Source organism: Flavobacterium sp. 22659 (assembly GCF_052044235.1).
In the GTDB taxonomy this organism is placed as follows: domain Bacteria; phylum Bacteroidota; class Bacteroidia; order Flavobacteriales; family Flavobacteriaceae; genus Flavobacterium; species Flavobacterium johnsoniae.
In genome coordinates this window covers 31780-54327 of record NZ_JBQEMU010000016.1, presented here as the reverse complement: position 1 = coordinate 54327, position 22548 = coordinate 31780, and the positions used below count along the sequence as shown (strand labels likewise).

Genomic DNA, 22548 nt, shown 5'->3' with positions numbered 1-22548 from the left:
ATAAAAAACAGTACGATAAAAGGATTCTAAACAGAATCCTTTTTCTATTTTTTGGAAGGCAGACAGCAAAATATACCTCCTGAAAAAAATGTTTATATTTGCTAAAAATAAAAAGAAATGCAACATATCATAGATCGTTTTATCAGTTATGTAACAATTGATACTGAATCAGATCCGAATTCGAAAACAACACCAAGTACAGAAAAACAATGGAATCTTGCCAATAAGTTAGTTGAAGAACTAAAAGCAATTGGATTAACAGATGTTACTATAGACGACAAAGCTTACATCATGGCAACACTGCCAAGCAATGTCGATCACGAAGTGCCTACAATTGGTTTTGTTTCTCATTTTGATACTTCACCAGATTTCAGCGGTGCCAATGTAAAGCCTCAAATAGTAGAGAATTACGACGGAAAAGATATTGTTTTAAATGCTGAAAAAAACATCATTTTATCTCCAGATTACTTTAAAGATTTATTACAATATAAAGGACAGACGATTATTACAACTGACGGAACTACCTTGTTAGGTGCTGATGATAAAGCCGGAATTACTGAAATTGTTTCGGCAATGGAATATTTAATTCAGCATCCGGAAATAAAGCATGGGAAAATCAGGATTGGTTTTACACCAGATGAAGAAATCGGTCGCGGCGCACATCATTTTGATGTTGAAAAATTTGGTGCTCAATGGGCTTATACTATGGACGGAAGCCAGATTGGCGAATTAGAATATGAAAACTTTAATGCTGCCGGAGCGAAAATTACTTTTAAAGGAAAAAGCGTTCATCCGGGTTATGCAAAAGGTAAAATGATTAATTCTATGCTTTTGGCCAATGAGTTTATCAACGAACTTCCAGAAGGAGAAACACCTCAGGAAACTAAAGGTTACGAAGGATTTTTTCACGTTCACCATTTAACAGGAAGTATTGAAGAAACTGTTTTAGAATTGATTATTCGTGATCACAACAAAAAGAAATTCGAAAAACGTAAAGAGCTGATTGAGAAAATTGCGAAAAAATTCAATAAAAAATTTGCAAAGAAATTTGGCGAAGATATTGTAATTACCGAGATAAGAGATCAATATTACAATATGAAGGAAAAAGTACTTCCGGTAAAACATATTGTGGATATTGCTGAAAAAGCGATGCGCGAATTAAACATAAAACCTATCATAAAACCAATTCGCGGCGGAACAGACGGTTCTCAGTTGTCTTTTATGGGGTTACCTTGTCCGAATATTTTTGCGGGCGGGCATAATTTCCACGGAAAATACGAATATGTTCCTGCAGAAAGCATTCAAAAAGCAACTGATGTAATTGTAAAAATTGCAGAATTGACTGCGATTCCAGGAGCTTTTGATGCGACAGAAAAACCTAAAAGAACAAAATAAAGTGGAAACGAATTCTGATAAAAAACACGTTTGGGACAAAGTCAATCAATGGGAAGAAGAACTTCTTTTTCTAAAATCAATCATTGACAAAACTGAACTGGTCGAAACCATAAAATGGGGAGGTCCAATTTATGTTTACAACAAAAAAAATGTTATCGGAATTGGAGGTTTTAAAAATTATTTTGCAATTTGGTTTCTAAATGGTGTATTTCTGAAAGATGAAAAAAAGAGACTGATAAATGCTCAGGAAGACAAAACAAAATCAATGCGTCAATGGCGTTTTACTTCAAAAGAAGAAGTAAACGAAAAAGAAGTTCTTGAGTATATTTTAGAAGCAATTGAAAATGAAAAAGAAGGAAAAGTCATAAAACCTTCAAAAAAAGAAACCATTGTTTCAGAACTTCTTGAAAAAGAGATGATTCAAAACCCGGCTTTAAAAGATGCTTTTGAAAAATTTACTCCTTATAAACAATACGAGTTTTTAGAATATATTGAAAGTGCAAAACAGGAAAAAACAAAACTCGCAAGAATCGAAAAAGTTATTGCGATGATTTTAGGAAATATTGGATTAAACGACAAATACAGATAGTTAAATTCCAATTTTTAAAATTACAAGCTATATGAGACCTTTGTCAAAGTTTAAAACTTTGACAAAGGTCTTTTTTTTACGTAAAGTAATGTCATTGCGAGGAACGAAGCAATCTCACGATGCTTATTACACATGCTTATGTTAGTGCGGTTGCTTCGTTCCTCCAATTACATTACATGCGTTTTGCTTAAACAAAAAATCCCAAACTCCTTTTTGGAATTTGGGATTTTTAAAGTATTGTAATTTAAAATTAAGCTTTCTTATTCAAAGCTGCGCTCAATTCTAAAGAAATAGCTGAACGCTCTAATTTTAATTTTCCTGACATAGTTTCGATTACTACAGTAGTTTCTGCTAATTCAGCAATTTTACCGTGAAATCCGCTTTTTGTTACTATTTTGTCACCTACTTTCAGGCTGCTTTCAAATTCTTTTTCGTTTTTAGCTCTTTTTTGCTGTGGTCTGATCATAAAGAAATAGATTACCACAAACATTAAAAGGAACGGTGCAAATTGACTTAATTGTCCCATAATTAAATTCTGTTTTTGATTTATATTAATATTTTCTTTTTGGAATTTTCTATTCTTAAACTGGAATTTCTTCTAAAATTACATTAACCCTCTTCCCACTTTCACCATTTTTTTACTGGCTTCAAGCTCTTTTACAAGATTATCTAAAATTCCGTTGATAAAAATACTGCTTTTTGGCGTAGAATACTCTTTTGCAATTTCTAAATATTCGTTAAGAGTTACTTTTACAGGAATCGAAGGGAATTTTAAGAATTCGCAAATTGCCATTTTCAGGATAATTGTATCGATTTCAGCAATCCTTTCACTGTCCCAATTTGGCGTTTTATCGTCGTATTCTTTTGCTAAAACAGCTTCGTTTAAAACAGTTCTTCTAAATAAATCTTTTGCAAAATCTTTATCCTCAACATCTTTATACAATTTAGGAACTCTAAATTCGTCTGGATTATCAGTTTTAATTGCTTTTAACTGCTTAATAATGTGCGTATTTACAACCGGAATATCATCAACCCAAGTTAATTTATCATCCTCCAAATATTCATATAATTTATCATTTGGAACAATAACTTCAGCAAATAAATCAGCAATAAACTGTTTGTCTTCTTCAAAAGTATTGACATTATTGCTCATATACTTTTTGTAAATATCACTTGCTTTAATATCATTTAAAAGCAAAATAATATAATCATCATTTAATGACCAGTTATTGATTTTACGGTTTTCTAAAGCAATGCTAAGGGAATTACTTTCGGCAAGAAGCTGAAAGATTTTGTTTTTAATGAACTTTTCGTTCGGATTACGTTCTGCTGGAGTTGCAAGATGTTTTTTGCTTGATAGATGTAAAAAAACTGATTCTTTTTTGCATATTTCAATCAATGAAGAAAGCATTATCAGATATAAGTCCTGAATATTATCAATACTGTAGAAAAGAAATTTTTCTTCTTTTTCCATATTATCAGAACCGCTTTGATGCATTGCATAAATGGACTGCATTACTTTAATGCGTATGTGTCTTCTATTTACCACCTCGTAAGAACATTTAAAAATTAGTCTGCAAAATTAGGAATTTCAATCCTGATATTAAAATTAATTCGTAAAAAAGTCGTGCTTTTAGATTAGAGTTTGCAGTCGCAGTCACCGTTTATAGTATTATATTAGGAATCAGATAAAAAAAAGTATCTGTTTACAGCAGTAAAGAATTGCATAAAAAAAGTCCCAGTCACAATTTTCAAAATCTGAAAACTCTGACTGAGACTGTAAACTAATACTAAAAAACTCTAAAAATTATTTCTTAGCGTTTTCGATTTTTCTTGCATCAATACGATTTTGAGCAATTGTAAGTGCCGCTTTATGAGTTGTGATTCCGTTTTTAGCAGCGTAATCTATAATTTCTAAAGTTGTATTATAGATATTTTCTGTTTTAGACATGATCTCAGCTTTGCCATAATGCTCTAATTCAGCATAAACATTGATGATTCCACCAGCATTAATTAAGAAATCCGGAGCGTATAAAATTCCTCTTTCTTGTAATCTTGCACCGTGAACATTTTCATCTGCTAACTGGTTGTTTGCAGCTCCGGCAATAACTTTAGCTTTAATTTTATCTACAGTATTGTCATTAATTGTTGCTCCCATTGCACATGGTGCATAAATATCTACATCGGCAGTATACAAATCTTCACCTGTATAAATAGCGGCATTGTATTTTGAAGCTGCCTGATATAATTTTTCTTCGTTGATATCAGTAATTGTAACTATCGCTCCTTCTTTAGTTAAATAATCAACCAAAGTTTCACCTACGTGGCCAATTCCCTGAACCAAAACTTTTTTACCTTCCAGAACATCAGAACCAAACTGACTTTTAGCAGCGGCTTTCATTCCTAAATAAACTCCGTAAGCTGTTACAGGAGAAGGATTTCCAGAACCGCCTCTTTCTTCAGAGATTCCGGTAACATAAGGCGTTACATCTCTTACAGTATCCATGTCTTTAGTTTCCATTCCAACATCTTCAGCTGTAATATATCTTCCGCTCAAAGAGTGTACAAATTCACCAAACTTACGCATTAATTCAGGCGTTTTTTGCGTTTTTGCATCTCCAATAATAACCGCTTTTCCACCGCCAATATTCAGACCGGTAATAGCTGATTTATAAGTCATACCTCTGGAAAGACGCAAAACATCGTTTAATGCTTCCCACTCGGTATTATAATTCCACATTCTTGTGCCTCCTAAGGCTGGTCCCATAACAGAATTATGAATACCAATAATTGCTTTTAAACCTGTATCTTTGTCATTACAAAATACAATTTGTTCGTGATCATCAAAAGATAACTGACCAAAAACAGGGTCCATTTTTTGAAGTTCCTTTCCAGTTGCGAAAGCTGCATTCATAGTGTTAGTTTTAATTTGTTTAAAAATTATGAATTCGTCAAAAAGACAATCCAAACATAAACAAAAAATACACATGTGCTAATTTTTTATCTATAAAATAACAATTTTACAATATAATTGTTTTGATTAAATTGCATTTTATTATAATTTTATTTAATAATAATTCATAATTCCCAATCAATTCAATATCGAATTTCTTAAAAAAATGAAAGAATTAAGCTATTTAAACAAATATTTCATCAAATATAAATACAGTTTTTCCTTAGGTATTTTAATCACCATAATCGCACAAATATTCTTTTTATTTACCCCAAAACTGGTGAGTCAGTCTTTTGATGTAATTGAGAAGTTTCTCAAATTATCAGAAACCGATAAAAAATCTTCTATAATAACAAACTTTTACGAGCAGGAACTAATTCATAACATCCTCTTAATTGTAGGAAGTGCTATTGTTGGAGGTTTCCTTACTTTTTTAATGAGACAAACTTTAATAGTAATGTCACGCCATATAGAATTTGATTTAAAAAATGAAGTTTTCAAGCAATACGAAAATCTTTCACAGAATTTCTACAAGCAAAATCGTACCGGAGATTTAATGAACCGTATAAGCGAAGACGTTTCAAAAGTCCGCATGTACGTTGGTCCTGCAGTAATGTATACCATAAATACAGTTATTCGTTTTGCTATTGTTATACTATATATGTATAGTGTTTCGCCGCTGCTTACCTTATATACTATTCTGCCGCTGCCAATTTTATCGTATTGTATTTTCAAACTAAGTTCAGAAATCAATAAGCGAAGCACAACATTTCAGCAATATCTTTCAAAAGTCTCAAGCTTTACTCAGGAAATATTTTCAGGAATCAGAGTCATCAAAGCCTATTCATTAGAAAATCAGCACCAAAATAATATGATTGAACTTTCAGACGAAAGCAAACGCAAAAGTTTAGATCTTGCTAAAGTACAATCGTTGTTTGGTCCTTTAATGATTGCTCTTATCGGAATCAGTAATCTGGTCGTAATTTATTTTGGAGGTGTTATGTACATCAACGGAACTATTCCAAATATTGGTACCATTGCCGAATTCATCTTATATGTTAACATGCTAACCTGGCCGGTTGCATCACTTGGATGGGTTTCATCTATGGTTCAGGAAGCAGAAGCTTCTCAGAAACGATTAAATGAATTTTTGAAGATTGAACCAGAAATCAAAAACAACAATCCAAATTCATCAGATATTCAGGGCGAGATTGCTTTTGAAAATGTTAATTATACTTATGAAGATACTAATATTGAAGCTTTAAAAGAGGTTTCATTTACGGTAAAAAAAGGAGAAACCCTTGCCATTTTAGGAAAAACAGGTTCTGGAAAATCAACAATATTGTCTTTAATTTCCCGCTTGTATGATGTTACCAGCGGAAAAATAACAATTGACGGAAATGAGATCAGCACTTTAAACCTAAATGATTTAAGAAACAGCATAGGAATTGTGCCTCAGGATGCCTTTTTATTTTCGGACACGATTAAAAATAACATCAAATTCGGAAATCAAAATGCGACTGATGAAGAAGTTATTGTTGCTGCCAAAAATGCTGTAGTTCACGATAATATCATCGCTTTTAATAAACAATATGATACAATTTTGGGCGAAAGAGGAATAACACTTTCCGGCGGACAAAAACAGCGTGTATCTATTGCAAGGGCAATTATAAAAAATCCGGCTATTTTACTTTTTGACGATTGTTTATCTGCGGTCGATACGGAAACCGAAGAAACAATTTTAAACAATTTATTCGAATTTTGTAAAGATAAAACTACAATAATTGTCAGTCATCGAGTTTCTTCGGCTAAAAATGCCGACAAAATTATTATTCTTGAAGATGGTAAGATTATTCAACAAGGCTCTCATAATCAATTAATAAATCAGGAAGGCTATTATGCGTCGTTATATTTAAAACAACTTTCGGAAAAAGAATTACTTTAATTGTTGCGTAATAGATAATTTTTTATGATTTTTGAGTACTATTAATTCCAAAAATGATAGAACGTATTATGAGAGAAAATGACATGTTAGAAAAAGAAGAGATTTTTTCTAAAGTATTACGAGCAGGAAGAAGAACTTATTTCTTTGATGTGAGAGCTACTAAAGCTGACGATTATTATATTACCATTACCGAAAGCAAAAAGTTTACTGAAGAAGATGGTTCTTTTCATTTTAAAAAACACAAAATTTATTTATACAAAGAAGATTTTAGTGCTTTTGCTGAAATATTAGAAGAAATGACTTCATACGTTTTGAACCACAAAGGCGAAGAAGTAATTTCTGAAAGACACCAAAAAGATTTTAAAAAAGAATACAGCTCTGATAAAGCAGAAACGCATAGATCAAGCTTTACCGATATTGATTTTGACGATATTTAGTCTTAATACAACCTTAAAAAATACAAGTCCAACATGTAACACATTTTGGGCTTTTTTTATACTTTAAAATTCTATAATTTTAGTAGATAATCAAATCTCAATTTTAGACTTTAGATTTAATTTATAATAAACTTGTAATGAAAAAAGTAATATTTTTAGTAACATTCGTTTTAATTACCGTTTCGGCATTGGCACAACAAACCGATTATGAAACCAAATCAAACATTCAATATTATAACACAGCTACAAATAAATCTGACAGTTACATTAACGAAAGATGTGTTCTCGATATTTATTATCCAAAAAATACAAAAGGCTTTGCCACTATTGTCTGGTTTCATGGCGGAGGATTAACGGGAGGAAGCAAAGAAATTCCGGAAGCTTTAAAAAATAAAGGCTTTGCTATTATTGGCGTAAACTATAGATTATCTCCAAAAGCAAAAGCAGCTAAAGCAATTGAAGACGCTGCTGCTGCAGTAAGCTGGACATTTAACAATATTGCTAATTATGGAGGAGATCCTTCTTTAATTTTCGTTTCAGGACATTCGGCAGGAGGATATTTAGGAATGATGATTGGCTTAGATAAAAAATGGCTGCAAAAAGAAGGAATCGATGCCAACAGAATTGCGGGACTTATTCCGTTTAGCGGACAATGTATTACCCATTTTGAAATTAGAAGAGAAAACGGAATTCCCGAAAAACAGCCAACAATTGATGCATTCGCACCTTTGTATCACGTTCGCGCTGATGCTCCGCCGCTTTTGTTGATTACAGGAGATCGTGAATTGGAAATGTTAGGCCGTTACGAAGAAAACGCTTATTTGGCAAGAATGATGAAACTAGTTGGACATACACAAACAAAACTATACGAATTAGACGGTTACGGTCACGGAATGACTGAACCTGCTTTTCCTTTATTGGTAAATGAAGTCAACCGAATTTTAAAAGAAAAACAAACTAAAAAATAAACATCATAATTCCACGGCAATGGAAACACAACTATTAATTTTACCGGGATTAGGAAATTCCGGAGAAAAACACTGGCAGACCTTTTGGCACGAAAAATTTAAAAATTCAATTCGTCTAGTTCAGGACAATTGGGATGAACCTGTACGCGAAGACTGGATTTTCCGTTTAAACGAAGCGGTTTCAAAACTTGAAAATCCAACTATTTTTGTAGCACACAGTCTGGCAGTTTCATTAGTATTGCACTGGGCAGAAACACATTCAAATAAAAATATAATTGGTGCCTTGCTTGTGGCTCCAGCCGATGTTGATTCACCGGAACATACACCGGATATTATCAGAAATTTTTCACCTATGCCGCTTTACAAACTACCTTTTCCATCAATAGTAGTAGCCAGCGAAAACGATCCTTACGCCTTATTCGAAAGAAAACAATATTTTGCAGAAAAATGGGGAAGTGATTTTGTAAACGTCGGTCAGCAAGGACACATAAATTCCGATTCTGATTTAAAATATTGGGAAGAAGGACAGGTTATTTTGCAACAGTTAATTTCTAAAATTAAATAGTTCGAAGTCTCAGTCTCAGTCTTCAGTCTCAGTTTACAGTTTTACACTGAGACTGAGACTGAAAACTGAAAACTAACCAATACGCAGTCCGTTTGGTATTTTAAAATCTGGGGCAAGTAAAATAACATCTCCCTCCTCGCCTACAGCTCCAAGAACAAGACATTCGCTCATAAATTTTCCAATTTGTTTTCTTGGAAAATTTACAACCGCCACTATCTGTCTGTTTACTAAATCTTCTTTGTTATATCGTTTTGTAATTTGTGCCGATGATTTTCGGATGCCAATTTCGGGACCAAAATCTATTGTAAGCTGAAAAGCAGGTTTTCTGGCTTCGGGAAAATCATTAACTTCAATGATTGTTCCTACGCGCATATCGGTTCTTTCAAACTCGTTCCAGGTTAAATCCATTTTTATTCTTTATTTACAAACCTATAAATTTTGTAACGAATACACCTAATTCTATAACCCATTTTTTGACTCTCGAATTAATTTTACGATACAGGTTTAGTAACTAACTAGAAAAAGATGTAACAATGGAAAATAGTATAATAAACTCAAATCCAACTCTAAGAGATTTAAATTTTGATATTCATCAATTAAATACAGATAAATATATAGAAACGGCCAAAAACGTAAAACTTTATGTAAAGGATTATGGAAAAGGAAAACCCGTTATTTTAATTCACGGATGGCCTCTTTCTAATGAAATGTGGGAATATCAAATTGATTTTTTGGTTAAAAATAATTACCGTGTAATTGCTTATGACCGTCGTGGTTTTGGTAAATCATCTCAGCCCTGGGATGGCTATGATTATGATACTCTGAGTGATGACTTAAGCGAAATTATAGAACAGTTAGAATTAGAAAATGTTACTTTAGTGGGCTTTTCGATGGGCGGCGGTGAGGTAATTCGTTATTTTAGCAGACATCAGGGAAAAGGCATTGCTAAAGTTGCTCTTATTTCGTCTATTATTCCATTTTTATTAAAAACTGAAGATAATCCAGAAGGACGTCCAAAAGAAAAAACCGAAGCAACTGCTGCCTCAATACATGAAGACAGAATAGGCTTTTTGGATAATTTTGGAAAAATATTTTTTGGCGTAAACATTATCAACAAACCTTTAAGCACGCCTTTGTTAGAATATTACAGAGATTTATGTTCTGCAGCTTCACCAAGAGCTACATTGCAATGTGCAGAATCTCTAAACACAACCGATTTTAGAGACGAACTGCATACTATTAAAGTTCCAACTTTAATTATACACGGAACCGACGATAAAAATGTTCCTATTGAAGTGAGTTCAGAAAAAACAGCAAAAGCCATAAAAGATAATACCTTTATTGTCTACGAAGGTGCACCACACGGCTTATTCTATACCGAAAAAGACAAATTAAATAAAGATTTACTTGAGTTCTTGGATTCATAAAATAAGTCAGCTGCAGATTACACAGACTAAAAGGATTTTTTGCAGATTAAATCTGTTATAAAATTTCAAAATCATTTTAATCTGTGCAATCTGTGGCAAAAAATTACTCATGGTCAGAAACAACATTTCTTCTTGTACACTTTCTTTTACAGAATTTTAAAGCTATTTTTGAGAATTAATATTCTATAAAATGGCACGAACTCCTTCAAATATGATTCCGCTTGGGACAATTGCTCCCGAATTTTATTTAAAAGATACTAATTCGAATAATGTCTATTCGTTTGAAGATTTAAAAGGATCAAAAGGAACTCTTGTTATTTTTATGTGCAATCACTGTCCGTTTGTGCTTCATGTTATCAACGAAATTGTCATGATTGCAAATGATTATCGTGTTCAGGGACTTGGAATTATTGCCATTTCAAGCAACGATATTATAAAATATCCCGAAGATTCTCCGGAATTAATGACTGATTTTGCTTTACAGCATAAAATAGATTTTCCTTATTTATTTGATGAAACTCAGGAAACTGCCAAAGCCTATGAGGCTGCCTGCACTCCTGATTTTTATTTATTTGACAATCAAAATAAGTTATTTTACAGAGGACAATTAGATGATTCAAGACCCGGAAACGGAATTCCGTTAAGCGGAACTGATTTAAGAAATGCTATTGACGCTTTGATTTATAACCGAATTTTAAACGAAATTCAAAAGCCTAGTATTGGATGTAACATCAAATGGAAATAAAGATATGTGCGCTTTAAAAAAAGTTTACTATCTTTGCTAACGAACAAACATTACTCATTGTGAGCACTATAACAATATTTACAGTTTCTGCTTTGCTGCTTTCTCTTACAAGAAGGCCGCTTTCTGCTGTATTTATTTCGCATAGTAAGGCCTTTATTAATTAGGCCTCCGTCTATTTCACTTTTCTTCTTTCAGGCGGAGGATTTACATCAGCTTAAACATTTACGTATTTGACAAAAATCAATTTTGGTCGGATATTTTTTTGTTTTTTCAAACTACACAATTTTCATTTAACAACCTATTTTTAATAGGATAAGGAAAGTTCGTTCTAAAGAATACAAAAGAAGAAAAATCATTCAAAAAAATTAATAACAATAAATTCAATATAGATATGAAACCAACACCTACATTCTCTAAAACAGATTATCAGTTCCTGAGAGAATTGATTTTAAAAAGTAAAAACTCAACAAATACAAAAGAAGCAAATCAGCTTTCACAAGAACTAGACCGCGCTGTAATAAGCAAAGAAAGCGATCTTGGCAATACAGTAATACGAATTAATTCTCTTGTTACAATCGAAGATGTAAAAGCAAATAAACAAATGAAAATTCAAATTGTTTTGCCTTCATCTGCAGATGTCAAGCAAGGCAAAATTTCGATTCTGGCACCTTTAAGCGTAGCTATTATTGGTTTTAAAGAAAATGACGAAGTCGATTGGGAATTACCGGCCGGCATTAAAACTTTAAAGATTGTAGCTGTAGATAACTCGGCTGTAGTACATCATTCTTAATTTTATAAAACACCTCATCATGTGAAGGTGTTTTTTTATATCTATTTGAAAAATAAAAAACCTGTTCAAAAAATACTGAACAGGTTTTTTATTATTTTGAATGTAAATTATAATTGCGAGTGAATATAATTTGTTATTGAAGCCATTTTTACATCATCAAGTTTTGCTTTCTTCTGCATGCGAACTAAAATTGGCTGCCAGTCTTCTTTGCTAAATTTAGTTGGCTCATATAATTTATGACATCTGGCACAACTATTCTCATACAAGTTTTTTCCTTCTGCAAGTTCAGGAGTTAATTCTACTGTCGGATTTGCTGGAGCTGCCGGAGTCGCAGAAGCTACAGAAGCAGATTTTGAAGAACCACATGCTGTTAAAAGCGCAGCTGCAAATACTGCACTTAATATTCTTAATTTCATCTTGTTTTTAAATTTAGTTTTCAAGTAAATTTAAAAAAAATCCCATTCGATAATCGAATGGGATTCTAGTTTAAAACAATTATAAATTGTCTTGTATATTCTTATTTTACGTCCATTAATTCAACGTCGAAAATCAAAGTTGCATGTGGCGGAATAACTCCACCTGCACCAGATGGTCCATAAGCTAAATCAGATGGAATTACAAAACGAGCTTTGTCTCCAACTTGTAATAAAGCAATACCTTCGTCCCATCCTTCGATAACCTGCCCAATTCCTAATTTAAATTCGATTGGTTTTTTACGCGGGTAAGATGAATCAAAAACTTTTCCGTTTTCTAAAGATCCTTCGTAGTGAACAGAAACTGTTTTTCCAGCTTCAGCTTTTTTACCTTCACCTTTTTGAATCATTTTGTAACGCAATCCGCTTTCAGTTCTATCAAAACCAGCTGCTAATTGTTCCATTTTTGCTTCAGATTCTGCTTTTAAAGCTGCTTCTCTTTTCATTCTGGCACCTTTTAAAGAAATAAAAGATTCAATTGCATTCCATTTTTGAGCTTCTTCACCAACTCTGATAATTTCTACAGACTCTAATGCATCACCTTGAGCAACAGCATCAACAATATCCTGTCCTTCAACTACATGTCCAAAAACAGTATGTTTTCCGTCTAACCAAGGAGTTGGGACATGTGTAATGAAAAATTGAGAACCATTAGTTCCAGGACCTGAATTTGCCATAGATAAAACTCCTGGACGGTCATGTTTTAAACTTGGTACAAATTCATCATCAAATTTATAACCCGGATCTCCAGTTCCAGTTCCTTTAGGACATCCACCCTGAATCATAAAATCAGCGATTACTCTGTGAAAGTTTAATCCGTCATAGAATTTTTGTCCCTGAGGTTTCACTTTATTCTCCATATTCCCTTCTGCAAGAGCAACAAAGTTTCCTACAGTTCCAGGTGTTAAATCGTGTGTAAGTTTTACTAAAATCGCACCTTTGCCAGTGTTGAATTTAGCATATATTCCGTTTTCCATTGTTGTTATTTTTTAATTGAACGCAAATTTACAAATTAATTTTTTAATCAATTTGTGCTTTCTGCTTTTTAGATTTTGATTTATAAGTCAGTCCGTAAACTGTTAATGATAATAACGATAAAACCATACAGCCAATCGTTACCGCATGCCATCCGCCCAGTTTCCACAACAATAATCCATAAGCAGATCCTGCAGCGGTTCCTAAAAAGCTAAACGACATAAATACCGTATTTAATCTGTTTCTGGCTTCTGGCAATAGAGAATAAACTCTGGTTTGATTTGAAATGTGAACACCCTGAATTCCAATATCAATAAACACAATTCCAATCGCTATTCCAATTACGCTTTCTATAGAAAAATAGAAAATCAAGAAGCTTATTAATATCAATAAACAACCGTAACCAACTGCAATTCTCGAATTTCCTTTATCTCCTATTTTTCCAACCAAAGGCGCTGCCAAAGCCCCGGAAGCTCCTACAATTCCAAATAAACCAATTGTAGCACTATTAAAGTGGAAAGGTTCTCCGGAAAGCAGTAAAACCATTGTGGTCCAGAAAGCACCAAACTGAGCAAAACTAAATACGTTGATTGCTGTAGCTTCACGTAAAACCGGCTGTGTTTTTATAAGGGTAAATAAAGATTGGATTAATTGCCCGTAAGTCCCTTTGAACTGAGGTTTATTTACAGGGAATTTATTTTGAATGACAAAAAAGATCAAAAGACAAATTCCGGCCGCGATATAAAACATCGATCTCCAGCCTAAAACTTCGCCAATAAATCCGCTTAAAGTTCTCGAAAGCAAAATTCCGACCAATAAACCACTCATGATAGTTCCGATAACTTTTCCTCGTTGTTCCGGCGTACTTAATGAAGCAGCTAAAGGTAAAATAAGCTGTGGCACAATTGAAGTGATTCCAATTAATAAAGAAGCTATCTGCAAAATAAGAAAACTTTTTGCTGTTGCAGCAATAAGCAATGCAATTACTGAGGCAAAAGTTGTAATTAAAATCTGCTTTTTGCGTTCTAATTTATCACCAAGCGGCACCATAAAAAACAACCCAATGGCATAACCGGCCTGAGTTAAATATGTTATAGTTCCGGCGCTGGCTTCGGGAATTTTAAATTCGTTTGCAATTAAAACAATTAAAGGCTGGCAGTAATAAAGATTTGCAACTATAAGACCAGTGCAAACTGCCATAAACAGTACATTAGTTTTTGATAAATTCATTTTGCAAAAATACCGATCTAATCTTAATCAAAACTTTAAAAAAGTTATAAAATTTTTAAATTTAAGATCAGATCAAGGTTTTCAAATGATAATTCTCTTGATTTTAAAACTTTTATGATTTTAGAAAATCTTCTCTTGCTGGACCAAAAACATCAGTCAGCATACCGCTTTCTAAACATACAACTCCATGTACTGCGTGCGGCGGAATGTAAAAACTGTCGCCTTCTTTTAAGGTTTCTGTTACGCCATTTATGGTTACATCAAATTTTCCGCTTGCCACATACGTAACCTGAGTATGATAATGTTCGTGTAAAACACCAATTCCACCAGTTTCAAAATGTACATTTACAAGCATAACTCTGTCATCAAAAGCCAGAATTTTGCGTTTGATTCCTTCGCCAACCACTTCCCACTCTATTTCGTCTCCTTTTATAAATTCTTTACTTGTTCCGATATTCTGCATAGCTTTCAAAATTGATTTTTACAAAAATAAGACATTTTGATGATTTGAGTTTATAACAGTTTTTTTGAAATAAAATCGCAGCTTGTTTTAATGGACTGAAAAGAATTTACAGCAAAATTATTTTCCTGTTCAACAAAAAAATGAACCATTCCGGCCTGTTTTGCTGCTGCAAAAAAAGGTTTAAAATCGATTAATCCAGATCCGACTTCGGTATTCAGCGCCTGATTTTGTTTATCCATATCTTTTACATGCCACATTTTAAAACGTCCCGGATTTTCTTTAAACAATTGCAGCGGATCATTTCCTGAACGGACAACCCAGTATAGATCTAACTCAAAACAAACAAGGTTTTTATCGGTTTCATTTAATAAAATCTCATAACCTGTAACACCATCATGTTTTTGAAATTCAAAATCGTGATTATGATAAGCTAATTTTAGTCCGGAATCGGCACACATTTTTGCTGCCTCATTTAATCGTGAAGCAATCTTTTTATAATCTTCAAGACTTTTTCTAAAAGGTTCATCAACCCAGGGAACAGTTAGAAATTCGCTTTTAAGAGTCTTTGCTGCTTCAATTGAAGCTATAAGCTCAGCAGTATTACCATCATATAAAAAGTTCCCTAAATTATAATGGCCGCTTACTGCTTTTAGATTATTTTCATCTAAAATGTTTTTTAATTCAACCGGAGATAATCCCCAAAATTGATCTTTAATCGAAAAGCCATACGTTTCTACATTTGTATATCCAGAAGCTGCAACTTTTTCTAAAACCGCTTTTACATTTTTTGGAAGTTCCTCCCTTAATGTGTACAACTGTAAACCAATCTCTTTTTTATCCATAGAAAATGCTAATGAAGGTAAAGCCAAAACTGTCGCTGCAGTCAGACTTGTATTTATAATAAAAGTTCTTCTTGTAATCATTTTTGATCTAATTTCAGAAAGTAATTTTAATATAAAAATTGATTTTCAAAGTTATTTGTGAAGTTTTGAAGGGCTGCTTTGGTTTCTTCATTTATAATTTTTCCCTCTGCATCTACTTTACCTCGAATGCCTTGTATTAATAATTGTGTATTATTATCAAATTTAGCTTCAAGGGTTTTCATAATCAGCAGGAGTTGTTCGTGTCCCATTTCTCCAGACGCCGAAGCGGTTATTAATCCCGTCTTTTTATTTGAAAAAATAGTAGTCGAAACAAACCATTCTAAAGCATTCTTTAAACTTCCAGGTAAACTGAACACGTATTCTGGAGTGCATATTATTACTCCGTCTGCCTCTTTTATTTTATTTCTTAATGATGCAACTTCTTTCGGAGGGTTTTCGGTATCCAAATCTGGATTAAAATGAGGAATGGTATCTAAATCTTCAAATATTTCGACTTCAAAACCTGTTTTAATTTGCTCTGAAATATGTTTTAGAATTTTATAATTACTTGAGTTTTTTCTTGTACTGCCGGTTATGGCTATAATTTTTATTGTTTGTGGAGACATGTTTAAATTTAAATTAGTTCTTTAAAAATAAACTTTTCATCATAATCAACTTCAAATTTTTCAAGAAAATTGATGTACTCTTCTCTAAATGTTTTCTTTTTATGATGTTGTTCTTGCTTCTGAATATAATCTATAACAGCATTTAATTGAGATTTACTATATGAAAATGCTCCATACCCTTCCTGCCATTCAAAATAACTGTTTATAAATTTATTTTCATTTATCCACTTTGATGAATTTTGTTTCACAGTTTTCATCAATTCTGATATGACTGCACAGGCCTTATACCAATCAAAATAGGAACATGATCTGAAACGCCATTTGTAGCCAAAAGTTTATGATTATTATTCTTTATGATTCCAGAAATATACTTGAACAATTCATCTCTCCAGTTTTTGTGAATAATTGCTTTTCTGTATTTCACAGCAAAAACAAAATGAATATGTATTTGCGTATAGGTGTTTGCCATTTTATACAGTCCCTACGGGACATTGATTCTATATAATTATTTTTTTCTACCGATATTTTATTCCTAGCGGAATAATTTTTACATCGCAAACATAACAAAAAAAAGAAAGAATTATCTTTCTTTTTTTTTTTATTAACTTATCATTTATCTGTTCCGTTAGGAACAAAATATTGGTAGATTTTTTTTATTAATATAATCGCAGCAAATATGTTCCGCTAGGAACAAAATATCGGCAGCCAAGAATTATCGTAACATATTTTGTCCCGTAGGGACTACATCTATTTTGCTGTCAGCAAATTCATTCCCTGTATTTTTTGAGAATCAATAGCCTGAGGAGGATAGTTTTGTTTTTCTTTTCGAGTTGAAGTTACTTTTCCATCCTTGTTTACATATACATAATTGTAATCCCAATAGTTTTGTCCGGCAATTCTGGGACCATTCGAATTATCTTCATTAAGGAAAACCTGATCTGCATATACAAGAATTTCTCCGTTTTCGTTATCAGCTAAAGTCCTTACGGGAGATCCATAGGTCTTGATTAATTTTGATTTGTTTTCTCCTACTGAAACATCCATCGAATTTTTAGTACTTGAGCAAGAAACGTGGAGAGTAAATATAACGGTCATTAGTAGTATCTTTTTCATAAAAGTTAGTTTTATATATTGGTTTTAATCTGTCATTCAAAGAATTAAGCATTGTAATGATACTTGAAATTAGTAAAAAATTATTTACACAATTATTTTTTAATGTTATATAATTATCATTTAACATATTGATAAACAACATATTAATTTCAAAAACAATCAATTATAAAATCTTCTGGCAACTATTTAAGATTTGGAATTATTTACTTTTTGTTTTTTAGAATGCCAATTATTAACTTGTATCTTTGCATCCTAGAATAATTAGAGAAGAAAATGCGAATTGACATTATAACGGTTTTGCCAGAATTATTAAGAAGTCCGTTTGAGGCTTCGATTATGAAACGTGCTATTGACAAAGGTTTGGTTGAAGTACATTTTCATAATTTGCGTGACTATACAACCAACAAACAAAAAAGCGTAGATGATTATCAGTTTGGCGGAGGCGCCGGAATGGTCATGATGATACAGCCAATTGACGATTGTATTACACATTTAAAAAGTGAGCGTGAATACGACGAAATCATTTATATGTCTCCAGACGGTGAAACTTTAAACCAAAAAATGGCCAACAAAATGTCAATGTATGAAAACATAATTATTTTATGCGGACATTATAAAGGTGTAGATCAGCGCGTAAGAGATCATTTTATTACCAAAGAAATTTCTATTGGTGATTATGTTTTATCTGGCGGAGAATTAGGTGCTTTGGTTTTATCTGATGCTTTGATTCGTTTAATTCCGGGTGTTTTAAGTGATGAAACTTCAGCCTTAACGGATAGTTTTCAGGATAATTTACTTTCTGGACCTATATATACAAGACCAGCCGATTATAAAGGATGGAAAGTTCCCGAAGTTTTAACCAGCGGACATGCTGCTAAAATCGAAAAATGGCGTGAAGATGCCGCATACGAACATACTAAAAACAGACGACCAGATTTATTGGAAGAGCATTAAAAAGTATTCAGTCACGGTTTTCAGTTTTCAGTAATTGAGACTGAAAGCTAGGACTAAATAAAATTCAGCCGTCGTAATTCATTGAAATAACCGTTCTATTTGTTAGTTCTATATCTAAAATATGATCTTGCGAAAAAGTGTCTCCTGCAGAAATTAAAGTTTCAATATCTGATGAATTATTAATCGTTAATTGAATATTGTAAATATCTAAAGTATCATACCAATCATCATTTGCCTGTTCTTCTGTAAATTCATTGTTTTGATTATAAAATTCAATTAATTCATTTTTGCAATCTGCAAGCCAATTGAGTTGTTCAAAAATTATATCTGAATATTTTTCAATATCTAAATCAGGGGTATATATCGAGATTTTTCCTTTTACATTTTTATTAAATATTACAATCTCCTTTTGAGGGATTTCAAACTTGCCTTTATCTTCTTTAGAAATTTGAAAATCTGATAGAGTAAGTTTTGGCAATTCTTTCTTTTCCTTAAGTTTTCTAATATCTTTTATGATAAAATTATTTCCATGTGATTTGGCTTTTTGTTCCATCACATATAATTTAGAAACCTCTTTACTATTACTCAAATCTACCGTTTCTTTAAAAACGTCATAAGCTGATTTATGAAAACCTAAAAGAATATATACATTTGAAAGTACTAAGTTGTCTTCTTTAGTTCTATCCACATCCTCCAATTCATAAAGCAGATCATAAATATTTTCCACACTTTCTTTTGAGCTGTTTGATTCTCTAAATGCATTAGAAAACTCAATATATTGTTTCAGATAATTTTTCTCCATCCTAATTTTATCTTATAATTACAGTCTGTATTATTACGAATATAGGATTTCTATTTATCAAAAGTAAATGAATACGTATGTTTTACATTTTTTAAAAAGAAAAAACCTGGAAAGTGAAACTAAAAACTTAGACTAACAATCATTTTATCAGATAGTTAAAATAATTTTCAATTTATAATTCATAATTTATAATTATTTTCTACATTTGCACCCGAATTAGACCAACCTCTGGCGAAATACGTGAATGTTGCTTTATATAAAACTATAATAATAAAATTATCATGGCAGATTTATTAAAATTCGTTCAAAACGAATTCGTTGCTAAAAAAGATTTCCCAGATTTCGGAGCTGGAGACACAATCACTGTTTTCTACGAAATTAAAGAGGGTGAAAAAACAAGAACTCAGTTTTTTAAAGGAGTTGTTATTCAAAGAAGAGGTTCTGGAACTACAGAAACTTTCACGATTCGTAAAATGTCTGGAGCTATTGGAGTTGAGCGTATCTTCCCAGTAAACTTACCAGCTTTACAAAAAATCGAAATCAACAAAAAAGGTGCAGTTCGTAGAGCTAGAATTTTCTACTTCAGAGAACTTACTGGTAAAAAAGCTAAGATTAAAGATAAAAGAAGATAATCATTTATCTAATTGTTATAAAAAACTCGTTTCATATCATTTGAAACGAGTTTTTTTTATGTCTTTTTCTTTCCTAATATCAAAACCGTAATTTTTTAATAGCAAAATCATCGATTTGACAATTTAATGAGCACGAAATAACAATCTGATAAAACATGCTTTTCTAACTAAAACTACACCGTTTTCGGACTGTTTTTATTATATTTGCTCCGCTCGTTTTTGAGCCGACTTTTACCTTTACATCGCCATTCTTGTGACGACACGATTATAAAAAAAGAAAAAAAAATGACACAGAATTCAAAAATTTTTTACACCTTAACTGATGAGGCGCCATTATTAGCGACTTATTCTTTATTACCTATTGTCCAAGCTTTTACTTCTACAGCTGGTATTGCTATTGAAACTAGAGACATCTCTTTGGCAGGAAGAATTTTATCTAATTTCCCTGAATCTTTAACAGATGCTCAAAAAACAGGAGATGCTCTTGCAGAACTTGGCCAATTAGCAACTCAGCCAGAAGCTAACATTATTAAATTACCAAACATTTCAGCATCTGTACCGCAATTAAAAGCGGCTATTGCTGAATTACAATCACATGGTTATAATGTTCCTAATTACCCGGAAGATCCACAAAACGATTCTGAAAAGGAAATTAAAGCAAAATATGCAAAAGTATTAGGTTCTGCAGTAAACCCTGTTTTACGCGAAGGTAACTCAGATCGTAGAGCGCCAAGAGCCGTTAAAAACTTTGCAAAAGCAAATCCACACTCAATGGGTGCATGGTCTGCTGACTCAAAAACAAAGGTAGCTTCTATGTCAAACGGTGATTTCTATGGAAGCGAAAAATCACTAACTGTAAATGACGCTAATGATGTAAAAATTGAATTCGTTGCTAAAGACGGAACTACAACTGTTTTAAAAGCAAGTACTCCGCTAAAAGCAGGTGAAATTATTGACAGCTCAGTTTTAAGTGTAAATAAATTAAAAGCTTTTGCTGCGGATGTAATCGCTGAGGCTAAAGCTGCAGGAGTTTTACTTTCTGTACACTTAAAAGCTACAATGATGAAAGTTTCTGATCCAATTATCTTTGGCGCTATCGTTGAAGTATATTTTGCAGATGTTTTCAAAAAATACGCTTCTTTATTTGCTGAATTAAACGTTGATACAAGAAACGGTTTAGGCGATATCTACGCTAAAATTGCCGGAAGACCAGAACAGGCAGAAGTTGAAGCTGCTATCGATCAGGCAATCGCTGACGGACCAGCTTTAGCAATGGTTAATTCTGATAAAGGAATTACAAACTTACACGTTCCATCTGACGTAATTGTTGATGCTTCTATGCCGGCAATGATTCGTACTTCTGGACAAATGTGGAACAAAGAAGGAAAAGCACAAGATACATTCGCTGTTATTCCAGACAGATCTTATGCTGGTGTTTATACTGCAACTATCGATTTCTGTAAAAAACACGGTGCTTTTGATCCAAAAACAATGGGAAGTGTTCCAAACGTTGGATTAATGGCTCAAAAAGCAGAAGAATACGGATCTCACGACAAAACTTTCCAAATTAAAGGAGATGGTGTTGTACGTGTGGTTGACCAAAACGGAAATGTTCTAATGGAACAAAACGTTGAAGCAAACGATATTTTCAGAATGTGTCAGGCAAAAGACGCTCCTATTCAGGACTGGGTTAAATTGGCTGTAAACAGAGCTCGTTTATCTGATACTCCTGCTGTTTTCTGGTTAGACGAAAACAGAGCACACGATAGAGAATTGATCGTAAAAGTTCAAAAATACCTTAAAGATTACGATACTACAAACTTAGATATCCGTATTTTAAACCCAATTGCTGCTACAGAATTTACTTTAGACAGAATCATCAAAGGTTTAGATACAATTTCTGTAACTGGAAACGTTTTACGTGACTATTTAACAGATTTATTCCCAATTTTAGAATTAGGAACTTCTGCAAAAATGTTATCTATCGTTCCTTTAATGAACGGTGGTGGATTGTTTGAAACTGGTGCTGGAGGATCTGCTCCAAAACACGTTGAGCAATTTACAGAAGAAGGATACTTACGTTGGGATTCTCTTGGAGAATTTTTAGCTCTTGGTGCTTCATTAGAGCATTTAGGACAAACTTTAGACAATTCTAAAGCAATTGTTTTATCTGAAACTTTAGATCAGGCAAACGATAAATTCTTAGCAAACGATAAATCTCCAGCTCGTAAAGTTGGTCAGATTGATAACCGTGGATCTCACTTTTATTTAGCATTCTACTGGGCTCAGGCTTTAGCTGCTCAGGACAAAGATGCTGAATTGAAAGCGATCTTTACTCCAATTGCTGCTGAATTTGAAGCAAACGAAGCTAAGATCGATGCTGAATTAATTGCTGCACAAGGTAAAGCTCAAAACATTGGCGGTTATTACCAGCCAACTCCTGAGTTAGTAAGCAAAGCAATGCGTCCTAGTGAAACATTTAATGCTATTATTGCTAAAATCAAATAATTTAAACGCGCTTCTGTGCGTTTAACAAATATTGAAAAGGACAACTCACAAAGTTGTCCTTTTTTTATTCTTAACTTATGTTTAACAAAAGTTCG

At 32.7% G+C, this 22548-nt stretch carries 24 protein-coding genes and 1 pseudogene; 12 read left to right on the top strand and 13 right to left on the bottom strand.

Annotation, left to right across the window (positions count from 1 at the left end; all coding sequences use genetic code 11):
* Positions 1–117: 117 nt before the first annotated feature.
* Together pepT and ACTJIW_RS15930 are read left to right on the top strand one after the other, a co-directional pair.
* A complete protein-coding gene (gene pepT / locus ACTJIW_RS15935; protein ID WP_440714849.1) occupies positions 118–1395 on the top strand; it encodes a peptidase T in 1278 nt (425 codons plus the stop codon).
* Between the two features lies 1 nt (position 1396).
* Positions 1397–1984, top strand: a complete 588-nt coding sequence (locus ACTJIW_RS15930) for a YdeI/OmpD-associated family protein (protein ID WP_440714848.1) — start codon at positions 1397–1399, stop codon at positions 1982–1984.
* A 250-nt stretch (positions 1985–2234) separates the two neighbouring features.
* On the opposite strand, the gene yajC is transcribed toward ACTJIW_RS15930, so the two are convergent.
* The 3 genes from yajC to ACTJIW_RS15915 form a co-directional block, all read right to left on the bottom strand.
* Complete coding sequence (yajC, locus tag ACTJIW_RS15925) at positions 2235–2510, bottom strand: preprotein translocase subunit YajC (protein ID WP_012024270.1); 276 nt, start codon at positions 2508–2510, stop codon at positions 2235–2237.
* A 78-nt stretch (positions 2511–2588) separates the two neighbouring features.
* Positions 2589–3500 carry a transcription antitermination factor NusB gene (gene nusB / locus ACTJIW_RS15920; RefSeq protein WP_149208531.1) on the bottom strand — a complete coding sequence of 304 codons (912 nt, stop codon included), beginning with the start codon at positions 3498–3500 and terminating at the stop codon, positions 2589–2591.
* Positions 3501–3791: 291 nt separating this feature from the next.
* Positions 3792–4898 carry a Glu/Leu/Phe/Val family dehydrogenase gene (locus ACTJIW_RS15915; protein ID WP_274252750.1) on the bottom strand — a complete coding sequence of 369 codons (1107 nt, stop codon included), beginning with the start codon at positions 4896–4898 and terminating at the stop codon, positions 3792–3794.
* 205 nt (positions 4899–5103) lie between these two features.
* Here ACTJIW_RS15915 and ACTJIW_RS15910 point away from each other — a divergent pair, with 205 nt between their 5' ends.
* From ACTJIW_RS15910 to ACTJIW_RS15895, 4 genes are all read left to right on the top strand, one after another.
* Complete coding sequence (locus tag ACTJIW_RS15910; protein ID WP_440714847.1) at positions 5104–6882, top strand: ABC transporter ATP-binding protein; 1779 nt, start codon at positions 5104–5106, stop codon at positions 6880–6882.
* 68 nt (positions 6883–6950) lie between these two features.
* Positions 6951–7319: a PUR family DNA/RNA-binding protein gene (locus ACTJIW_RS15905; protein ID WP_044047683.1), complete on the top strand. Its 369-nt coding sequence runs from the start codon at positions 6951–6953 to the stop codon at positions 7317–7319.
* 137 nt (positions 7320–7456) lie between these two features.
* Complete coding sequence (locus ACTJIW_RS15900) at positions 7457–8287, top strand: alpha/beta hydrolase (protein WP_012024265.1); 831 nt, start codon at positions 7457–7459, stop codon at positions 8285–8287.
* Between the two features lie 19 nt (positions 8288–8306).
* A complete protein-coding gene (locus tag ACTJIW_RS15895) occupies positions 8307–8852 on the top strand; it encodes an RBBP9/YdeN family alpha/beta hydrolase (protein WP_440714846.1) in 546 nt (181 codons plus the stop codon).
* Between the two features lie 72 nt (positions 8853–8924).
* Here ACTJIW_RS15895 and ACTJIW_RS15890 read toward each other — a convergent pair whose 3' ends face one another.
* Positions 8925–9260, bottom strand: a complete 336-nt coding sequence (locus ACTJIW_RS15890) for a tRNA-binding protein (RefSeq protein WP_012024263.1) — start codon at positions 9258–9260, stop codon at positions 8925–8927.
* 125 nt (positions 9261–9385) lie between these two features.
* Between ACTJIW_RS15890 and ACTJIW_RS15885 the strand changes: the two genes are divergently transcribed.
* The 3 genes from ACTJIW_RS15885 to ACTJIW_RS15875 all read left to right on the top strand — a co-directional run bounded on the left by ACTJIW_RS15885 (position 9386) and on the right by ACTJIW_RS15875 (position 11814).
* Positions 9386–10279, top strand: a complete 894-nt coding sequence (locus tag ACTJIW_RS15885; protein WP_012024262.1) for an alpha/beta fold hydrolase — start codon at positions 9386–9388, stop codon at positions 10277–10279.
* Between the two features lie 190 nt (positions 10280–10469).
* The gene (locus ACTJIW_RS15880; RefSeq protein WP_012024261.1) at positions 10470–11024 is read left to right on the top strand and encodes a thioredoxin family protein; all 555 of its coding nucleotides are present in this window, start codon (positions 10470–10472) and stop codon (positions 11022–11024) included.
* 391 nt (positions 11025–11415) lie between these two features.
* Complete coding sequence (locus ACTJIW_RS15875; protein ID WP_121361902.1) at positions 11416–11814, top strand: GreA/GreB family elongation factor; 399 nt, start codon at positions 11416–11418, stop codon at positions 11812–11814.
* 107 nt (positions 11815–11921) lie between these two features.
* On the opposite strand, the gene ACTJIW_RS15870 is transcribed toward ACTJIW_RS15875, so the two are convergent.
* The 8 genes and pseudogenes from ACTJIW_RS15870 to ACTJIW_RS15835 form a co-directional block, all read right to left on the bottom strand.
* Positions 11922–12230: a cytochrome c gene (locus ACTJIW_RS15870; protein WP_121361903.1), complete on the bottom strand. Its 309-nt coding sequence runs from the start codon at positions 12228–12230 to the stop codon at positions 11922–11924.
* A gap of 101 nt (positions 12231–12331) precedes the next feature.
* Positions 12332–13264 carry a peptidylprolyl isomerase gene (locus ACTJIW_RS15865; RefSeq protein WP_440714845.1) on the bottom strand — a complete coding sequence of 311 codons (933 nt, stop codon included), beginning with the start codon at positions 13262–13264 and terminating at the stop codon, positions 12332–12334.
* Between the two features lie 43 nt (positions 13265–13307).
* A complete protein-coding gene (locus tag ACTJIW_RS15860) occupies positions 13308–14462 on the bottom strand; it encodes an MFS transporter (RefSeq protein ID WP_274252741.1) in 1155 nt (384 codons plus the stop codon).
* Positions 14463–14604: 142 nt separating this feature from the next.
* Complete coding sequence (locus tag ACTJIW_RS15855; RefSeq protein ID WP_073409842.1) at positions 14605–14955, bottom strand: cupin domain-containing protein; 351 nt, start codon at positions 14953–14955, stop codon at positions 14605–14607.
* A 50-nt stretch (positions 14956–15005) separates the two neighbouring features.
* A complete protein-coding gene (locus ACTJIW_RS15850) occupies positions 15006–15878 on the bottom strand; it encodes a sugar phosphate isomerase/epimerase family protein (protein ID WP_440714844.1) in 873 nt (290 codons plus the stop codon).
* Positions 15879–15904: 26 nt separating this feature from the next.
* A complete protein-coding gene (locus ACTJIW_RS15845; RefSeq protein WP_440714843.1) occupies positions 15905–16444 on the bottom strand; it encodes an NADPH-dependent FMN reductase in 540 nt (179 codons plus the stop codon).
* Between the two features lie 8 nt (positions 16445–16452).
* Positions 16453–16913, bottom strand: a pseudogene (tnpA, locus tag ACTJIW_RS15840) (IS200/IS605 family transposase).
* Positions 16914–17191: 278 nt separating this feature from the next.
* Complete coding sequence (locus ACTJIW_RS15835; RefSeq protein ID WP_149208148.1) at positions 17192–17557, bottom strand: hypothetical protein; 366 nt, start codon at positions 17555–17557, stop codon at positions 17192–17194.
* 273 nt (positions 17558–17830) lie between these two features.
* Between ACTJIW_RS15835 and trmD the strand changes: the two genes are divergently transcribed.
* Positions 17831–18511: a tRNA (guanosine(37)-N1)-methyltransferase TrmD gene (gene trmD / locus ACTJIW_RS15830; RefSeq protein WP_012024251.1), complete on the top strand. Its 681-nt coding sequence runs from the start codon at positions 17831–17833 to the stop codon at positions 18509–18511.
* A 64-nt stretch (positions 18512–18575) separates the two neighbouring features.
* On the opposite strand, the gene ACTJIW_RS15825 is transcribed toward trmD, so the two are convergent.
* The gene (locus ACTJIW_RS15825) at positions 18576–19313 is read right to left on the bottom strand and encodes a hypothetical protein (RefSeq protein ID WP_440714842.1); all 738 of its coding nucleotides are present in this window, start codon (positions 19311–19313) and stop codon (positions 18576–18578) included.
* Between the two features lie 281 nt (positions 19314–19594).
* Here ACTJIW_RS15825 and rplS point away from each other — a divergent pair, with 281 nt between their 5' ends.
* Positions 19595–19945, top strand: a complete 351-nt coding sequence (gene rplS / locus ACTJIW_RS15820; protein WP_012024249.1) for a 50S ribosomal protein L19 — start codon at positions 19595–19597, stop codon at positions 19943–19945.
* 285 nt (positions 19946–20230) lie between these two features.
* The gene (locus ACTJIW_RS15815; protein ID WP_012024248.1) at positions 20231–22453 is read left to right on the top strand and encodes an NADP-dependent isocitrate dehydrogenase; all 2223 of its coding nucleotides are present in this window, start codon (positions 20231–20233) and stop codon (positions 22451–22453) included.
* The last annotated feature ends 95 nt before the right edge of the window (positions 22454–22548 follow it).

Excerpts from the sequence above, each read along its gene's own strand:
- ACTJIW_RS15855 (WP_073409842.1), bottom strand. The coding sequence starts at position 14,955 with ATGCAGAATATCGGAACAAGTAAAGAATTTATAAAAGGAGACGAAATA.
- ACTJIW_RS15835 (WP_149208148.1), bottom strand. The coding sequence starts at position 17,557 with ATGAAAAAGATACTACTAATGACCGTTATATTTACTCTCCACGTTTCT.
- ACTJIW_RS15905 (WP_044047683.1), top strand. The coding sequence starts at position 6,951 with ATGAGAGAAAATGACATGTTAGAAAAAGAAGAGATTTTTTCTAAAGTA.
- nusB (WP_149208531.1), bottom strand. The coding sequence starts at position 3,500 with ATGCAGTCCATTTATGCAATGCATCAAAGCGGTTCTGATAATATGGAA.
- pepT (WP_440714849.1), top strand. The coding sequence starts at position 118 with ATGCAACATATCATAGATCGTTTTATCAGTTATGTAACAATTGATACT.
- ACTJIW_RS15895 (WP_440714846.1), top strand. The coding sequence starts at position 8,307 with ATGGAAACACAACTATTAATTTTACCGGGATTAGGAAATTCCGGAGAA.
- ACTJIW_RS15865 (WP_440714845.1), bottom strand. The coding sequence starts at position 13,264 with ATGGAAAACGGAATATATGCTAAATTCAACACTGGCAAAGGTGCGATT.
- ACTJIW_RS15885 (WP_012024262.1), top strand. The coding sequence starts at position 9,386 with ATGGAAAATAGTATAATAAACTCAAATCCAACTCTAAGAGATTTAAAT.
- rplS (WP_012024249.1), top strand. The coding sequence starts at position 19,595 with ATGGCAGATTTATTAAAATTCGTTCAAAACGAATTCGTTGCTAAAAAA.
- ACTJIW_RS15815 (WP_012024248.1), top strand. The coding sequence starts at position 20,231 with ATGACACAGAATTCAAAAATTTTTTACACCTTAACTGATGAGGCGCCA.
- ACTJIW_RS15850 (WP_440714844.1), bottom strand. The coding sequence starts at position 15,878 with ATGATTACAAGAAGAACTTTTATTATAAATACAAGTCTGACTGCAGCG.
- ACTJIW_RS15875 (WP_121361902.1), top strand. The coding sequence starts at position 11,416 with ATGAAACCAACACCTACATTCTCTAAAACAGATTATCAGTTCCTGAGA.
- ACTJIW_RS15890 (WP_012024263.1), bottom strand. The coding sequence starts at position 9,260 with ATGGATTTAACCTGGAACGAGTTTGAAAGAACCGATATGCGCGTAGGA.
- trmD (WP_012024251.1), top strand. The coding sequence starts at position 17,831 with ATGCGAATTGACATTATAACGGTTTTGCCAGAATTATTAAGAAGTCCG.
- ACTJIW_RS15860 (WP_274252741.1), bottom strand. The coding sequence starts at position 14,462 with ATGGCAGTTTGCACTGGTCTTATAGTTGCAAATCTTTATTACTGCCAG.
- ACTJIW_RS15900 (WP_012024265.1), top strand. The coding sequence starts at position 7,457 with ATGAAAAAAGTAATATTTTTAGTAACATTCGTTTTAATTACCGTTTCG.
- ACTJIW_RS15870 (WP_121361903.1), bottom strand. The coding sequence starts at position 12,230 with ATGAAATTAAGAATATTAAGTGCAGTATTTGCAGCTGCGCTTTTAACA.
- ACTJIW_RS15910 (WP_440714847.1), top strand. The coding sequence starts at position 5,104 with ATGAAAGAATTAAGCTATTTAAACAAATATTTCATCAAATATAAATAC.
- yajC (WP_012024270.1), bottom strand. The coding sequence starts at position 2,510 with ATGGGACAATTAAGTCAATTTGCACCGTTCCTTTTAATGTTTGTGGTA.
- ACTJIW_RS15880 (WP_012024261.1), top strand. The coding sequence starts at position 10,470 with ATGGCACGAACTCCTTCAAATATGATTCCGCTTGGGACAATTGCTCCC.
- ACTJIW_RS15915 (WP_274252750.1), bottom strand. The coding sequence starts at position 4,898 with ATGAATGCAGCTTTCGCAACTGGAAAGGAACTTCAAAAAATGGACCCT.
- ACTJIW_RS15825 (WP_440714842.1), bottom strand. The coding sequence starts at position 19,313 with ATGGAGAAAAATTATCTGAAACAATATATTGAGTTTTCTAATGCATTT.
- ACTJIW_RS15845 (WP_440714843.1), bottom strand. The coding sequence starts at position 16,444 with ATGTCTCCACAAACAATAAAAATTATAGCCATAACCGGCAGTACAAGA.